This is a genomic window from Nocardioides sp. (assembly GCF_029937575.1).
GTDB lineage: Bacteria > Actinomycetota > Actinomycetes > Propionibacteriales > Nocardioidaceae > Nocardioides.
The window spans coordinates 122,476-137,284 of record NZ_JAPYPS010000004.1 but is presented as its reverse complement, the minus strand read 5'-3'; the positions used below and the strand labels follow the sequence as shown (position 1 = coordinate 137,284).

Sequence of the window (14,809 nt, the reverse complement as noted above, 5' to 3'; positions counted from 1 at the left end):
TCCCCGCGGCGCCCTGAGCCCGCCGTACTGCCCTCGGTCGACGACGAGCCGCCCCCCCGCACCGGGCTGTGGGTGCTGCTCGGGCTCCTCGTGATCGCCCTGCTCGTCGCCGGCTACCTGCTCGTGCAGGACAGCCTCTTCCCGGAGTCGCCGGAGCAGGTGCAGGTGCCGTCGGTGATCAACACCGACCAGGACGCCGCTCGGTTGGCGATCGCCAGCGCGGGGCTGACCGTCGGAAACATCGAGAACCGCACCGACGAGGAGATCCCCGAGGGCAACGTCATCGAGCAGAACCCGGCCCCGGACGACTTCGTCGACCTCGACACCGTCGTCGACCTGGTGGTATCGCTCGGCAAGCCGATGCTCACCGTGCCGTCGGTGGCAAATCTGCAGCGCAAGGACGCCGTCAACCAGCTCGAGCAGGCGGGCTTCACCGACATCCAGCAGACCCCGGTCGAGTCCGACGAGGACAAGAACCAGGTGCTCGAGCAGTCCCCGGCAGCCAACACCGAGGTGGCGGACGGCACGACCGTGACGCTCACCTACTCGCAGGGCCCCAAGAACGTCCCCGACGTCGTCGGCCTGAAGCAGCAGGCAGCCGAGCAGGCGATCTTCGCGCAAGGGTTCCAGCCGGTGGTGCGTGAGGACCTGGTCAGTGAGGAGCCCAAGGGCACGGTGACCGATCAGATCCCTGCGGCCGGCACGCCCCTCGACCAGGGCAGCGACGTCACGATCTTCGTCTCCGTCTACGAGGAGCCCACGGAGGAGCCGACCGAGGAGCCGACGGACGACCCCACCGACGAGCCGACCGACCAACCCACCGACGAGCCCACCGACCAACCGACGGACGGGGAGACCACGTCGCCACCGGCCAACCCGCGACGCCTGTTCGCGCGCGAGCGCTGACGGGACCCGCAGGCGTCGATCCGGTGGCCGATCTGGTCGCCGATCAGGTGGTGCGGGTCAGGTGGTGCCGACGGGCTCGGCGTAGGTGATGTCGAGCAGACCCGTGTAGGCCGGGGCCTCGACCGTCTCCTGGGGGCTCAGCTCCCAACCCACGCCGATGTCGGGGTTCAGCGCGTCGGCGCGGAACTGGCCCACTCGCAGGCTCCGGTCTATCGCGCTGGTCATCGCCACCGGGTCGCCCACCGCGGAGATGACGTACGGCGGCGGGTAGGGCACCCCTTGCAGCTGCACCGAGCTGCCGATGCACTTGATCCCGGTCGTCGTCACGATCCGCTGGCCCTGGATGGTGATCGCTGCCGCGCCCCCGGCCCACATGGCGTTCACCACGGCCTGGATGTCCTGCTGGTGGACGATGTAGCGGTCGAGGTCGAGGTTCGTGTCGGCGACCGCGCGCTCCAGGACGTCCGCGGGCGCGTCGTCGAGCACGACGGTGATCCCGGTCCCGGTGACGGTGTCGAGGCCGGCGAGACCCCGCAGCTGCTCGGCCTGGCGCTGCTTGCGCTTGACCTGGCGGTCGTTGACGCCACCGGCGAGGGTGTCGACCTGCGCCTTGAGCTGCCCCGCGCGCTCCTGGAGGCGCTCGTACTCGTCGGACTCGTTCTGCACCAGCGACGCGAGGTCGGTGTAGCGACCGGGTCGCAGGTCGGTGCCCTCCGAGCTGGTCGCGCTGACGACGAAGAGGGCTCCGCAGAGCAGCACCATGACCGGCGTACCGAACTTCCACAGGCTGCGCGCCCGACCGCCGCGCGACTCCTCGGGGCCGGCGTCGGGCGCCTGCCCCGGGGTCTGCGCGTGAGATCCGGTCATGGGCACTAAGGTAACCCGCGGACCCATGGCTTCTGAGTCGTCGGAACCGCCCAGCGGCCCGTACCGTGGCCCCAACCTTGCGCCCGTGCTCCGGGCTGGCGCGCAGACACACCAGATAGGACCCACCCGTGGCCAAGACCGAGTCGACCCAGAGCAGCTTCGACCCCGACCGGGGACCGACGCTGAGCGTGCGCTTCGGCATCGCGCTGACCCTGATCGTGTTGGGGATCGCCTGGATCGTCTACTACTACGTCGGTGTGCGCCCCGAGGGTGAGTTCAGCGACGCGGGCGAGGTGCTCTCGGCCAAGGGGCCCGGCTTCCTCCAGGACCTGGGTGACTGGAACTACCTGATCGGTTTCGGCGCGTTCTTCCTCGGCCTGATCATCGCCGCCCACCCCACCACGCCGCTGGGTCGCGGCCGCGGGGTCGTCGTCGGGATGCTGGGCTGCTTCTTGCTGGGTCTGGCCTGGATCTGCGTCTTCTACGCGATCGCCCAGGACACCTCCGGGGTGCCGATCTTCAACGACCTGGGTCAGAAGAACCTCATCGTCGGGATCGCCTTCATGGCGGTCGGCTTCACCTACGCCACCCGCTGGGAATGAGTCCCCGCCGGCTTGGCGTGCGCTGAGCCGGCGCCAGAGTTGTGCACAGCCCGGATTCGGGTCACCAACGTGCCCTCGCGCGATCCGTGAGCCGCCGTACGTCGTCCGGTGGCTCCAGTGGTCGGAGCCGAGGCGACGCCCGGTTGCCCACCCAGACTGACGAAACTCCCGCTTCCGCCGTGAACCAACCTGTCAGAAGCGGGAGGCTCCCCGCTGAGGCGGAGAAGCTGTCGTTCCGTCCCCGCTCGGAGTTATCCACAGACTCCTCCACAGCTGTGGAACGAATCCCACGCGTGTAGTTCTCCACCGGGTTCTCCACAACTGTGGAGAAACGAGCGGTCAGGCCAGGACGGCCGTGCGCACGATGATCGCCAGCACGGTGAGCGCGACCACGCCCGCGATCGCCGACCACTGCACTGTCGAGCGTCGCGATCCCTTGGGGGCGAAGACGAGGACGGCGGTGATCAGGGCTCCGCCGACGAAGCCACCCAGGTGGCCCTGCCAGGAGATGTTGGGGACCGCGAAGGTGATCACCAGGTTGATCAGCAGCAGACCACCGATGCTGCGCAGGTCGCCGCCGACCTTGTAGACGATGACGCCCAGGGCGGCGAAGAGGCCGTAGATGGCCCCCGAGGCCCCCAAGGTGGTGCCGTACTCGGCCGAGAGCCAGTAGACGGTCGCCGACCCGGTCAGTCCCGAGGCGAGGTAGAGCGCGAGGAAGCGCACCCGCCCCAGCGCCGCCTCGATCTGGGGGCCCAGCACGTACAGGGCGAGCATGTTGGCCGCGATGTGCCAGATCTGCACGTGCAGGAACGTGCTGGTGATCAGCTGCCAGTAGGCACCGTCGACCACCCCGGGCACCCAGGTGCCCGACCTGGTCTCGCACAGGGACCGTGAGACGTCGAAGATGAAGTCGCCCTGCACGCACCCGCCGTTGGGCGTGAGACCGAGCAGGTCGACGAGCCGACTGCTGGTCCACCCCGTGGCGAGGACCGCGACCCAGACGGCGGCGTTGATCGCGACCAGGACCTGGGAGGTCAGCGCCGGGTTGGCCGACCGGGTGCCGCCGTACGTCGTGCGACCGCTGCGGGTCGTCTTGGCACCCTCCTTGACGCAGTCGGGGCACTGAAAGCCCACTGCCGCATCACGCATGCAGTCCGGACAGATCGGGCGCCCACAGCGCTGGCACCGGATGTTGGCCTCGCGTCCGGGGTGGCGGTAGCACTCCACCACCCCGGGCGCCCCGGATCCGGGCTGCGGCGTCTGGGACAAGGAGGTGCCTCAGCCGCCGACGATCTCGACGGAGTCCATCACGATCGGCTCGACGGGACGGTCGCCGGCGCCGGTGGCAGAGGTGGCGATGGCGTCGACGACGTCACGGCTCGCCTGGTCGGCGACCTCGCCGAAGATGGTGTGCTTGCGGTTGAGCCACGGCGTCGCGCCGACGGTGATGAAGAACTGCGAGCCGTTGGTGCCCGGGCCGGCGTTGGCCATGGCCAGGAGGTAGGGCTTGTCGAAGACGAGCTCGGGGTGGATCTCGTCCTTGAACGTGTAGCCGGGGCCGCCGGTGCCGGTGCCCTGCGGGCACCCGCCCTGGATCATGAAGCCCTCGATCACGCGGTGGAAGCCCAGGCCGTCGTAGAAGCGCTTGGACTCGCCGTTCGCCTCCTTCGTGCCGGTCGCGAGACCGGTGAAGTTGGCGACCGTCTCGGGCGCGTGGTTCGGGAAGAGGGTGATCGTGATGTCGCCCTTGTTGGTCTTGAAGATGGCCTGCTGGTCCGCCATGAGAGTCGTGTCTGCCTTTCCGTGCCCGCTGCGGGCGAGATGTCTGTCAGATCAGATCACCGCGATCCTCCCACGCAGCCCCACATCGCCCCGGTCAGGGGCCGAGCCCCGGGCGGCGCGGCCCGGCACATGCCGGCGGCACTCACCCGCCCTGGGGTGGTCGGCGTAGACAGCAGCGTGGTGGGATGGGGGGACCTGGGTTGTCCGGCCCACCAGCAACCCACCACCACTACCAAATGCACCACTTTGGAAAGGAAGGCTCCCGATGGGACTTCGCTCGAAGAAGTCGCGCCTCGACCAGGCCACCGACGTCGTCGAGGGGTACGTCGACAGCGTCCGGCCGCACGTCCAGGCAGCGCTCGAGTCCGCCATGGAGTCCACACGTGACTTCGTCCAGGACACCGCTATCCCGGCGCTGAACGACGCCAAGGAGAAGGCCGGCCCGGCCATCGCCGACGCCCGCGACAAGGCCGCCCCCGTGGTCGCCGAGGCTCGGGTGAAGGCAGCTGCCCAGCTCGCCGACGCCCGCGAGAAGGCCGCCCCGGTCGTCGCCGAGGCTCGCCAGCGCGCTGCCGAACAGCTCGTCGAGGCGCGCGAGAAGGCCGCCCCGGCGGTCGCCGCTGGTGCTGCCGCAGCAGGCGAGAAGGCCACGGCCGCTCGCGTGCTGGCCGACGCCAAGGTCGCCGAGCTCAAGGGCGAGGCGCCGAAGAAGAAGAGCAAGGTCAAGCGGTTCGTCCTCCTCGGGCTCGTGGCCGGCGGAGTCGCCTTCGCCGCCAAGAAGCTGCAGGGCGAGGCGTCCTCGGACAACTGGCAGTCCTCCTACGTGCCGACCCCGGCGCCGGCGTCCACGGCGCCCGCCGAGCCGGTGGAGGATGCCGGCGGCGCGGGCCCCGACGAGGCCCTGGCCGACGAGGCCGAGGCTCCGCACCCGGTGACCACGCCGGACGAGCCCGCCGAGGTCGTCGAGATCGACCCCGAGGCCGACAAGAAGTAGGTCTCAGCGCCACACGCAGCCGCCCCGGAGCACCTCGGTGCCCGGGGCGTTGCTGTGCCCGCCCGCCTCAGCCGAGCCCGGGGTGCCGGAAGGGCTGGGAAGGCTCTAGGAAGGAGCCTCGTAGGGCTGGGGCTCGGTCAGGTCCGGCGCCTCAGCACGAATCTTGGCCACGACCTGGCGCTCGACGTAGAAGATCAGCAGCGGCACCAGACCGGCCGCGAGCGCGACGAGGGTGAAGGTCAGGCTCCAGTCGGCCCGGCGCGAGAGCAGGAAGGCGACGACGACGTAGACCATGAAGATCCAGCCGTGGACCAGCCACAGCACGCTGAGGTCCTCGCCGAAGCTCTGCAGACTCGAGCCGTCGGCCGCGAGGTACTTGGCCGGCGCCGCGACCAGCGCGCACACGGCCAGGAGGACGCCGACGACGAGAGCGAGCCACCGGTAGCTGTTGAACAGGGTCACGTCTTGATCGTACTGACCCTCGGTGGGGCGGCGGGGTCCGACTCCTGGGGCGCGTGGGACTCGGCCTCCTCGGTCACGAAACGCCACCAGATGAAGAGCGCGAAGGCCCCGAAGAACCACCACTCCACGGCGTAGAGCAGATTGCGCAGCGCGGTGAACTGGCCCGGCGCCGGGAGCTGCTCGACGCTGGCCTCCGCAAGGCCGTCGGCGCCGGTGTTGCTCCCGGGGGCCGCGGAGTCCAGGACGGCGTAGGCGCTGAAGAGGTCGGGGTCGATCCGCTGCACCTGGTCGGCGATCCGCAGCTGCGGGAAGACGTCGTCGAGGGGGTCCTCGTCGAAGGCGCCGGTGCCCTCGGAGGGTTGCAGGATCGCCTGGACCTCGGCGGGACCGCTCGGCGACGGCGGAGCGTCGTCGGGTACGTCGGTCCAGCCCCGCACCACGGGGACGGCCGGGTCGTCCGGTCCCCCGGTCGTGAGCGGCGTGACCACCCAGAACCCGTCGCGACCGTCGTACTCCCGGCCCGAGACGAACACGGTGCCTTCAGGCACCCACGTACCGGCGAGGGTCACCGGCTGTCCGACCCTGTCACCGGGGAAGGGGTCGTCGGGACCCAGCACGTCGAGGAGCGGGACGGGGTCGCCCTGCGTCAGGTCGACCGCCTCGGCGGCTCGCGTGGCCTGCCAGGCGTCGTACTGCCACACGCCGAGACCCGCGGCGGCGCCGGTGCACACGACCGCGAGGGCGTGCGCGCCCAGCATCCTGAGGGTCAGATAGCGGCGCACCCCACCAGAGTACGGATCGTCACGGCCCGACAGCTCAGGAGGATCCTGACCCGCACACGGCGAAGGGCAGCCGCCGCTGCTGAGCCAGACGCTCGGCGACGTCGGGGTCGCCGAGCCGATAGCCGATCCGCCCCCCGCCGGGATCGGCGACGGGGTCGAGGTAGCCGAGGGCGAAGTCGGGGTCCGTGCGGGGCAGGACGTCGGGCAGCCGTGCCCGGTCGAAGACGTCGTTGCGGGCCAGACCGAGCCGCACGGTGACGAGTTCGGTGCCGTAGCTGACCGAGAAGGGACCCAGCTCGTCGAGATCACTCAGGTCACCGGCCGGGGCCGGGGCCAGGTCGGCCTCGTCACCGTCGGCGAAGGCGACGTCGTAGGGGACGCACGCGGTGTCGACGTACGTCGCGCTCGCCGCCGGCCCGACCAGCGCTATCCGCTCCGGGTCGGCCGCCCAGCTCGCGCCTGGGTCGGCGGCCGAACCCTGGGTCACCAGGAAGGTGCTCGGGTCGACGGCGGCACCGGCCAGCGGCCCCTCCCCCGCCTCGACGGCGCGTTGGACGCCGTCCAGGTCCAGGTCGTCGCGCAGCTTGAGCACCCAGCCCTCGCCTGCGGTGCTCAGCGAGCTCGTGGGCAGCGCGAACCGGGCCTCCCAGGACACGTCGTCCTGGGAGAAGCCGTACTTCTTGCGCAGCCGCTTGTCCTCGGAGCGCAGCAGTCCCGGACTGAAGAGCACGCTCTCCCGCTCGGCAGTGCGCCAGAACTTCTTACGCGCCTTGGCCTGCGACTCGCTCGTCAGTCCACTCTGCTCGAGCTGGAGGCGCAGCTCGTCGAAGTCCATCACCACCAGGACCGTGGCCGCCTCGGGGATCAGGGCCATCGCCGCCTCGGCTGGCTCCAGGCTGGCGTCGTACACGGGAGCGGCGAGGGGCTCGTCGAGCGGCGTCTGGGGGATCGGCTCGGGGTCGTCACTGCAGGCGGCGAGCAACAGTGCGCTCGCCAGCGCCATCCCCACGACTCCCGATCTCACCGGGCCATTCTGCCAGGCCGCTGCGGATCGGGCGGACGATCCGACGGGCGAGGGTGACCGTTGTCAGGCGCGGATGACCGCGCGCGCCGTCGCCGCGACGGCGGGATCGTGGCTGGCGATCTCGCCCCACCGCGCGCGAGCGGCGCCGGCCAGCAGGCTGAGCACCGTCAGGGTGTCGCTGTTGGGCGGCGGAGGCGAGAAGGAGTCGCGGCCGCTGCGCCAGCCGAGGTCGTAGAGCAGCTCGCTGATCCGGCCGCGCCACTCCTCGGGCGACGACTCACCTCCGATGACGGCGAGCGCGATCCACCCCGACTGGCGCTCGGCGTCCTTGGTGCCCAGCGGGAGTCGTTGGACGATGTGTCGCCACAGCGCCTGCGGCTCCTGTCCGCACCGACGCGCGGCGGCGGTCGGGGCGAGCCGACCCTTGCGAACGCCGACCAGGCCGAGCGCCCGAGCCGTGCCGCGGACGTCGGCGACGGGAAAGGTCAGGTCCTCGCGGTTCGCCTTGCCGATCCACCAGGCGCCGATCCCGGTGTGCTCGGCGATCTGCTCGACCAGCGCGGGCTTGAGGTAGCCAGCGGCGGTGAGCGAGACCCCGTCACCGATCAGGTCGAGGAAGACCCGGTAGGTCTCGGTCAGCCGGGCGGCCTCCACGTCGCTGACCTCCGCCGGGCCGTGGGCGGCCGGCTCCGCGAGGAGCTGTCGCAGCGCTCGAACGCCCCGGCGCTCGAGCTGGTCGACCAACTCGGCCAACTCGCCGGTCACCGCGATCGGCTCGGCGGTCACGACCGCCAGGGCGGGGTTGGTCTCGGCGATGTCGAAGTCATCGGGGTGCCACTCGAACGGCAGCCAGCCCCGGCCGTGCTCGGCGTCCTCGAATCCTTGCGGGAGCAGGTCGTCGTCGTACCCGCTGCGGACCCACGTCACGATCTCCTCGTAGCCCCCAAGACCGCCGCAGTCCTCGGGGGGACAGGCCATTCGGCCGGCCGTGCACCGCACCACCTCCGGTGGCGCGTCGAGCACCTTCTCCACCACCAGCCTGTGGTCCCACCCGTCACCGAAGTCGTACTCGTACCAGAGCTCGTCGCCCTTATCGACGAGGAGCTGGTCGAGCCGGACGTCGTCCTCGAGCAGACCTTCCTCACCCTCCTCGAGGTCGAAGGCGGTGACGAAGTACGGCGAACGGTGGTCGCGGCCGGTCCGGAACCGGTGAAGATGGTAGTCGTGCCAACCCATCGCTGCCTGGATCACGTCGTGCAGCCGCGGCAGCGGCAGGTCACCGGGCAGTTCGAGTCGCCGCCAGACCGGGGGCTTCGCTCCGCGCAGGTCCAGGCGCACCCGGAAGCCGCGGACCTCCTCAGGCACCGGGCGCAGGGTCGGCTCGGCCCTGGCGTTCAGGCGCTCGAAGATGCTGGTCACCTGGCCGCTCATCAGCGCATCGAGGAGGGCCTTGGTCTCCGCCGGGCCGGCCCCGGCCATCAACTGCTTGGCAAGCATCTGCAGATCGGGGGGGTCGAACTGTCCGGTCATGACGCACAGTCAATCACCGCTGACGGGGCGCTGCGCTTCGGCAGTCAGGACTGTCGTGACGCGCGCGCAGGGACGTGCGCTCCCTCGACGGTGCCGGATTGCCAGTCGATCCCCGGAACCTCCCGGATCGGCGCGAAGGGGTCGACAGCTCGCTGCCATGCTGCGGCCAAGTTGTCGTTGATCGACTCCGTGTGCTGGGGACACGAGTCGATCGCCAGGCGTCGGAGTGCATCGACCTCGCGCAGCTGGACCGTCACCGTCCAGCGCAGCTCCCCGCGATCGTCCTCGTCCTCGTCCTCGAGGACCTCCACCTCGGCCGAGAGAATCCGGAAGGCGTCGGCCTCCAGCGCCGGCCTGAGGTGCGGTGTTTGCTCGTGGAGCCTAGGGGACTCGAACCCCTAACCCCCTGCTTGCAAATCTACCTCGAACAGGCGCAGAATACCTCTGACCTGGGGAGATGTTGGACATCAGTGGACAAGATTCCCCTATTTGGGACATTCTTTCCCCCACCAGTCCCCCACAGGGACTCCTGCTGCCAACCAGGCAGGGGGTTAGGACTCGGGATCGAAGGGCGACTCTTGGATGGCCAGGCGACGGGGCTTCGGCGAGGTCGAGCGGCGGGTCAGCGCGACCGGGAAGGTGAGCCACCGAGCGCGCTATGCCATGCCCGACGGCACCCGCTACTCGCGCACCCTCGCCACCAAGATGGACGCTGAGGCTTGGCTCGCTGCCGAGCGGTCGTTGGTGGACCGGGAGGAGTGGACGCCGCCCAGGGCGCGCCAGGTGGCGGAGTCCAGGCGGCAGTCTGCCGCGGCCTGGAACACGGTCGGCTCCTTCGCCGAGCGCTTCTTGCTGGAGCGCGGCCTGCGACCGACCACACAACGGAACTACCGGCAGCTGCTGCGATCGCGGATCCTTCCCTACTTCGGCGAGATGCCATTGACCGAGGTCACCCTGTCGGAGATCAAGCAGTGGCGCGCCTCGCTGGATCCAGCCACCCAGTCGAGCAACGCTGCGGCGTACAGACTCGTGCGATCGATCCTCCAAGCGGCCGAGGAGGAGGAACTGATCCTCCGAGCACCACCCAACATCCGCGGCGCCGGATCAGCTCGCGTGAAGAGGGTCGCCGTCCCGGCGACACTCGACGAGCTCGCGGTCATCATCGACGCGATGCCCGAGCGGTTGCGACTGCTCATCGTGCTGGCCGCGTTCGTTGGCCTCCGCGAAGGCGAGTTGCTCGAGCTGCGCCGCTCCGACATCGACGGCGTCACCGGTCGGATCGGCGTCACCCGCAAGGTCGACAAGGACGTGATCCCCGGAACGAAGGACGCCTGTCCCAACTGCGGCCGCGTCATCAGCCCGCCGAAGACGGCCAGCGGAGTCCGTACCGTGCACGTCCCGCCGCCATTCCTTCCGATGCTGCAGAAGCACCTGCTCGAGCACACCGCTCCCGGCCCGGCTGGACTGCTCTTCGCCGGCGACCGGACCGACCACATGAGCGTGCGATATCTGATGGACCGCTACCGGCCTGCGCGCGAGGCCGCCGATCGCCCGGACCTGACGATCCACCACCTGCGCCACACCGCACTGACGCTCGCAGGTCAGCACGGCGCGACCGCAGCCGAGCTACAGGCGCGTGCCGGCCACGCCTCTCAGGCCGCGATGGCGATCTATCAACACGCCACACTCGATCGCGACAGGTCGCTTGCGGAGAAGATCGGCGCAACGTATGAGGCCTGGCAAGGCCGCACTTAGGCCTCGATCAGGGAGTCACCTTAAACCGGGACGGACTCATGATGCCCGTTGTTAGGCGTCAGCACCGACTGGAGCTGATGCTGACGACAGGAAGACGTCCGCCAAGTGAAGATAGAAGTCGGCGCCTCCGGGAAGTCGGTCCAGCATGGACGCCGCGGTTGGGACGTCGACCTTGATTCTCATGTTCACAAACTCTGGGTTGTCCAAACTCACGAGGTTGCGGACGACCGCACCACGAACGGCCTCGCTGATGACCGGGCTGTCGTGGTGGAACTGGTCGAGGAACACCCAGAAGCGAACGTCGAGGTCGTGCTCGGTTGCTCCACGCTGCAACTCGTCGAAGCTGGCCTTCATGCCGCGGTAGAAGCGCTCATCGCGCATCGAAATCGACTGGTAGCCCTTGGCCTTGCAAGCCGCGATCACCCCGGTCATGAAGTCGTCTACCGTAATATCAGTGCTCATGAGTGATCATCCTGCCTCCTAGCTCCGACAGTCTGCACAGGATTTGATACATCCCGCCTCCAGTTGCAACCTTAGGCGAGCGTTGTGGGTTCCCACGCCAGACTGTACGACCCATCACACCACCAGAGCCCCCCGCCACGCTAGATTTCATCGCTTCGTCCGCCTGGGCGTCAGCGGCACCCAGCCCGCGCCATCAGCCCACAAGATGGTTGTCGCAGCGGTAGGGGTGTTGAACGCACTCGTCAGCAAGAGGCCGCGGTTGCCGTACCCCAGCGACCGCTCGATGCGCCACTCGTCCTTGCGCTCTTTGCCGTTGAGCATCGCCGTCGTCTCGTATCCCTTCGCGCGCGCGAACTCGATGAACGCTTCACGACCCGGGTGGCCGTTCAGCACACTATCCAGAGTCGGGACCTCAGTTGTATGGACGTACGCGGTCGCATCGATCCCGAGCTCGACTGCCCTCATCTCTAGCTTCTTCCGGCCCTTCTCTGTCCCTGTGGCGAATACGAACGCCACCGGTCGCGTCTTCAACAGGTCTCGTCCGGAGTCAGGGAGCGTCTCCCGCTCCTCGTCTAGCGGATCGTCGCGTTCCACGCCCAGGTAGACCTGGAGGATGTCGACAGCTTGCCGACCCGTGCCGATGAAGTCGTCAACCAGAACAATCGGCGCTGGGTAGATCAGCGCTTGGTCCAAAGACCGTATGTTGAGGTCGTACTCCTCGGCGAGGTCCCCCACGAAGTACGTCAGGACTGCACTGGAGTCTCTCGGGGACCCGAACGGGGCGATCGAAGCACCGCGAAAGTTCTCGTTCGAGTCGAGGAATGCCCGCAAAGACGACACGACGGCGTCCCGGTCGATAACCCGAAGTTGTGCCAAGACATCGAGGGCCGCGTTCACCACGTCGTCCCCACCCTCAGCGAACTGCCGTACATAGGAAAGTACCTGGGCCCGACCCACGCTGCCGGCCCCGCCGGCTTTCGACCCAGCGTCATCGGCTCGCGCCGGCCCCTGATAGTTGGTCAGCGCGTCGACAACCTTCTGGAGCCGGTCCTCGACGTCACCTGCACGCAACGCATCGGGGATAGGACGCAGCTCCAACGGACGGCCGTCGTACCAGCCAGCCTCTTGCAGCCTGCGACGCACTGTGTCCACCTCGGACGGCACCTGTTTCGCGTAATGCTGCATCGAAGTCGGGAGCCGAAGCCCGAACCGGTTGAATACCGCGTTCTCGGCTGCGACGTAGACAAGGTGGCCAAGCTGCCGCGGGCAGAAGATGTGACCCAGGTCCCGGGTCGCGATGTACGCGTCGGCCCACGGGCTTGTCTCTGCGGCGTCGACTGAGGCCTGCGTTGCGTTCCCATCCGCTTCGATCAGGTGCGCCCTGCCCGTATCCGACCCGTCAAGCCGGGGCGCGGGCTTCGGCCGCGACAGGCACACATAGTGACCAAGCTGCGAAGCATCGACCGGCAGCGGCTCGTCGAGCGTGTCCGCGATGCCGACGAGCAGATCGATGACCTCGCCCATGAACGCTGCTGCGTCCGCGGGGATACTGCACGCATCCAGGAAAGCTCTAAGCGCATCCTTCTGAGCCGGATCATCGCGATAGTCGTCGCCGGTCATCACCGATGCAAACGCGAAGCCGCGTACAAAGAGGTCGCGTTCACGGAGGCAACGCGATAGGTCTTGAACGACCGGCACCCACGTTGCATCGTCATCGATGAGCTCACGTCCGAGTGCCTGCTCGAGGGCATCGTCGTTCAGCTCCAGAAGCTGGTCGTCGGAAAGCCGGAAGGGGATGTCGGAGGGGTGACCGGCCCCGTGCTTGGCCAAGAGAGTGACGATCTGCGTCACCATCGCCTCCACCGCACGTACCTTCTGGTGCCGGTAGACCTTGTCGAACAACAGTGTCCGTGCCAGCGCAATCTCATCCAACGTCCGACCGCCGGAAGCTGCCACCCCCGTCACGACGTATGCGGCGCGATCAACCTTCACCGCTCGCCGCAGCCCCTCGGGAAGCTGCTCCTTACTACGTTCGGTGGCGCGTAGCTTCTGCACCAAGCGAGGGATATCCGTAATATTTGGAACGCCGCACATCATTGCGTCGCGCGCCAGATAGTCCAACTTGTCGGCGTCGAATGGGCCGCTGATGAACTCGTGAAGAAGTAGGACTTTGTCGTCAATCGGCCGGCCGAGGATGAGCTGCCCCATGCGCTCTGTCATACGAGCCGGTGGGCGGTTTGGAGTTGTGGAATAGGCCGCCTCGATCAATTCCGCGAACGCTGGGCTCTGGACCAGGAAGTGAGCGGTCATCTCGGAGAGTTGGCTCTTCTGCGGCCGTTGGATGGACTGCTGAAATTGCAGCCGCAGATCCTCGCAATCGCGGTTTGCGTCCAGTGCGTATTCGCTGACGTGCGACATGAACCCGTGCCCGACGTCGTGGCACAGCGCGGCCATGCGGAGGACGCGCAGCAGATCCTCGTCGATCACGTCCCCCGTGGTCGTCTGGCCGCTCTCCCCACTAATCGCGCCGCGGTCGTTGATACTCGATGCCATCCGCTGGACCTGATGCACCACACCCAAGCTGTGCTCTAGACGCGTGTGCGTGGCCGCTGGATACACGTAGTGCCCCACTCCCAACTGCCGGATGCGACGAAGACGTTGCAGGACGGGACTGTCGAGAACGACAACCTCCTCCGCGTGCAGGTACAAAGTCCCCCAGATCGGGTCGTTGAACTCCTTCGCTTGCTTCGACGCCGGACGCGTGCTCAACGCATCCAGGTAAGGACGCAGGAGTCCTTCGGCCAAAGCGTTGATCCGCTCTTCATGAGCGCGAACGAGTCCATCCGGCGGCCCCGCTGCAACGTCATTCATACGGAGACGCTAAACGACGCGCGTCGCGTGGGCGCTCGAAGACACTCGCGAGTGGGCTACCGAGTTCCCCTGACGACAGGGCACGGTCCGCGCATCTGAGGCTGTCCGTGCCCGGGCCATCACGCGCAGTGCGAAGGACGTCAACCGAACTGGGCCAAGCCGCTGCGCGGCACACTGCGTTGTGGCCCCCACCGAGCCACAACAAAGTCACCACCGAGCAGACGGGATCTGTCGGGGCGCAGCCTCTAGGTCCTCGACCTTGATGCGGATGGCCCGCTTGCCGCAGCGGTATGCCGGGAGGGTGCCGGCGGCGATCCAGCGCCGGATCGTCTTGACCGAGACCGACATGGCCTCGGCTGCCTCCTCGAGGCTGAGGTAGACCGGGATAGAGCGTCGCTCAGCCATCGGAACGCACCTCCGCCCGCGTGATGGTGGCCGAGGCGAGGAGGCGTCGGGCCTCGGCGACGGTGATGTAGAGCCGGCCGACGCCTTGGAAGCGGGTCCAGCGTGGGCCGACGCCGCGTCGACGCCAGTCGCGGACAGTGCGCTGCGGCGTACGGATGAGCTCGCAGAACTCCTCGAACAGGATCAGGTTGTCGTCATCCCAGTCGTCCGGGATGCCGATGGGTGTCACCATCACGTCGCCTCTCGCCGTGGCCGCCGACGGGTTCGGCGACTCCTGCCTGGAGAAGCAACATCGGGTCCAACGAATCGGACACCTGGTGGCCGCAGCTGTCGAGACCCGAGCCTCTCCTGGTCACCTATGTCG

At 68.3% G+C, this 14,809-nt stretch carries 16 protein-coding genes; 4 read left to right on the top strand and 12 right to left on the bottom strand.

Annotation, left to right across the window (positions count from 1 at the left end):
- Positions 1 to 906: PASTA domain-containing protein (locus Q1K33_RS02930; protein WP_300400391.1), on the top strand; the 906-nt coding region annotated here is incomplete at its 5' end.
- A gap of 57 nt (positions 907 to 963) precedes the next feature.
- On the opposite strand, the gene Q1K33_RS02925 is transcribed toward Q1K33_RS02930, so the two are convergent.
- Positions 964 to 1,773, bottom strand: a complete 810-nt coding sequence (locus Q1K33_RS02925) for a DUF881 domain-containing protein (RefSeq protein ID WP_300400388.1) — start codon at positions 1,771 to 1,773, stop codon at positions 964 to 966.
- A 128-nt stretch (positions 1,774 to 1,901) separates the two neighbouring features.
- Here Q1K33_RS02925 and Q1K33_RS02920 point away from each other — a divergent pair, with 128 nt between their 5' ends.
- A complete protein-coding gene (locus Q1K33_RS02920; protein WP_300400386.1) occupies positions 1,902 to 2,375 on the top strand; it encodes a cell division protein CrgA in 474 nt (157 codons plus the stop codon).
- 339 nt (positions 2,376 to 2,714) lie between these two features.
- Here the strand turns inward: Q1K33_RS02920 and Q1K33_RS02915 are convergent, their stop codons facing one another.
- A complete protein-coding gene (locus tag Q1K33_RS02915; protein WP_363319618.1) occupies positions 2,715 to 3,605 on the bottom strand; it encodes a rhomboid family intramembrane serine protease in 891 nt (296 codons plus the stop codon).
- Positions 3,606 to 3,656: 51 nt separating this feature from the next.
- On the bottom strand, positions 3,657 to 4,160 hold the full coding sequence (locus tag Q1K33_RS02910; protein ID WP_300400382.1) for a peptidylprolyl isomerase: 504 nt from the start codon (positions 4,158 to 4,160) through the stop codon (positions 3,657 to 3,659).
- 265 nt (positions 4,161 to 4,425) lie between these two features.
- On the opposite strand from Q1K33_RS02910, the gene Q1K33_RS02905 reads away from it, so the two are divergent.
- Positions 4,426 to 5,154, top strand: a complete 729-nt coding sequence (locus Q1K33_RS02905; protein WP_300400380.1) for a hypothetical protein — start codon at positions 4,426 to 4,428, stop codon at positions 5,152 to 5,154.
- A gap of 105 nt (positions 5,155 to 5,259) precedes the next feature.
- Here Q1K33_RS02905 and Q1K33_RS02900 read toward each other — a convergent pair whose 3' ends face one another.
- The 5 genes from Q1K33_RS02900 to Q1K33_RS02880 form a co-directional block, all read right to left on the bottom strand.
- Positions 5,260 to 5,616, bottom strand: coding sequence for a DUF3817 domain-containing protein (locus Q1K33_RS02900; protein ID WP_300400379.1), 357 nt, complete (start codon positions 5,614 to 5,616; stop codon positions 5,260 to 5,262).
- Positions 5,613 to 6,398 (bottom strand): SURF1 family protein, encoded by a 786-nt coding sequence (locus tag Q1K33_RS02895; protein WP_300400377.1) that lies wholly within the window; start codon positions 6,396 to 6,398, stop codon positions 5,613 to 5,615. Before Q1K33_RS02895 ends, Q1K33_RS02900 begins: the two co-directional genes overlap by 4 nt.
- Positions 6,399 to 6,432: 34 nt before the next feature.
- Positions 6,433 to 7,422 (bottom strand): hypothetical protein, encoded by a 990-nt coding sequence (locus Q1K33_RS02890; RefSeq protein WP_300400375.1) that lies wholly within the window; start codon positions 7,420 to 7,422, stop codon positions 6,433 to 6,435.
- Between the two features lie 63 nt (positions 7,423 to 7,485).
- On the bottom strand, positions 7,486 to 8,952 hold the full coding sequence (locus tag Q1K33_RS02885) for a plasmid pRiA4b ORF-3 family protein (protein ID WP_300400373.1): 1,467 nt from the start codon (positions 8,950 to 8,952) through the stop codon (positions 7,486 to 7,488).
- A gap of 44 nt (positions 8,953 to 8,996) precedes the next feature.
- Entirely contained in the window at positions 8,997 to 9,263 is a 267-nt protein-coding gene (locus Q1K33_RS02880) for a hypothetical protein (RefSeq protein WP_300400370.1), read from the bottom strand.
- Positions 9,264 to 9,696: 433 nt separating this feature from the next.
- Here Q1K33_RS02880 and Q1K33_RS02875 point away from each other — a divergent pair, with 433 nt between their 5' ends.
- On the top strand, positions 9,697 to 10,707 hold the full coding sequence (locus tag Q1K33_RS02875; RefSeq protein ID WP_300400368.1) for a site-specific integrase: 1,011 nt from the start codon (positions 9,697 to 9,699) through the stop codon (positions 10,705 to 10,707).
- A 51-nt stretch (positions 10,708 to 10,758) separates the two neighbouring features.
- On the opposite strand, the gene Q1K33_RS02870 is transcribed toward Q1K33_RS02875, so the two are convergent.
- From Q1K33_RS02870 to Q1K33_RS02855, 4 genes are all read right to left on the bottom strand, one after another.
- Entirely contained in the window at positions 10,759 to 11,169 is a 411-nt protein-coding gene (locus tag Q1K33_RS02870) for a hypothetical protein (protein ID WP_300400365.1), read from the bottom strand.
- A 147-nt stretch (positions 11,170 to 11,316) separates the two neighbouring features.
- On the bottom strand, positions 11,317 to 14,040 hold the full coding sequence (locus Q1K33_RS02865; protein WP_300400363.1) for an HD domain-containing protein: 2,724 nt from the start codon (positions 14,038 to 14,040) through the stop codon (positions 11,317 to 11,319).
- 207 nt (positions 14,041 to 14,247) lie between these two features.
- Positions 14,248 to 14,445 carry a helix-turn-helix domain-containing protein gene (locus tag Q1K33_RS02860; RefSeq protein ID WP_300400361.1) on the bottom strand — a complete coding sequence of 66 codons (198 nt, stop codon included), beginning with the start codon at positions 14,443 to 14,445 and terminating at the stop codon, positions 14,248 to 14,250.
- Entirely contained in the window at positions 14,438 to 14,677 is a 240-nt protein-coding gene (locus tag Q1K33_RS02855; protein ID WP_300400359.1) for a hypothetical protein, read from the bottom strand. The genes Q1K33_RS02860 and Q1K33_RS02855 overlap by 8 nt, the downstream gene beginning before the upstream one ends.
- Positions 14,678 to 14,809 lie beyond the last annotated feature (132 nt).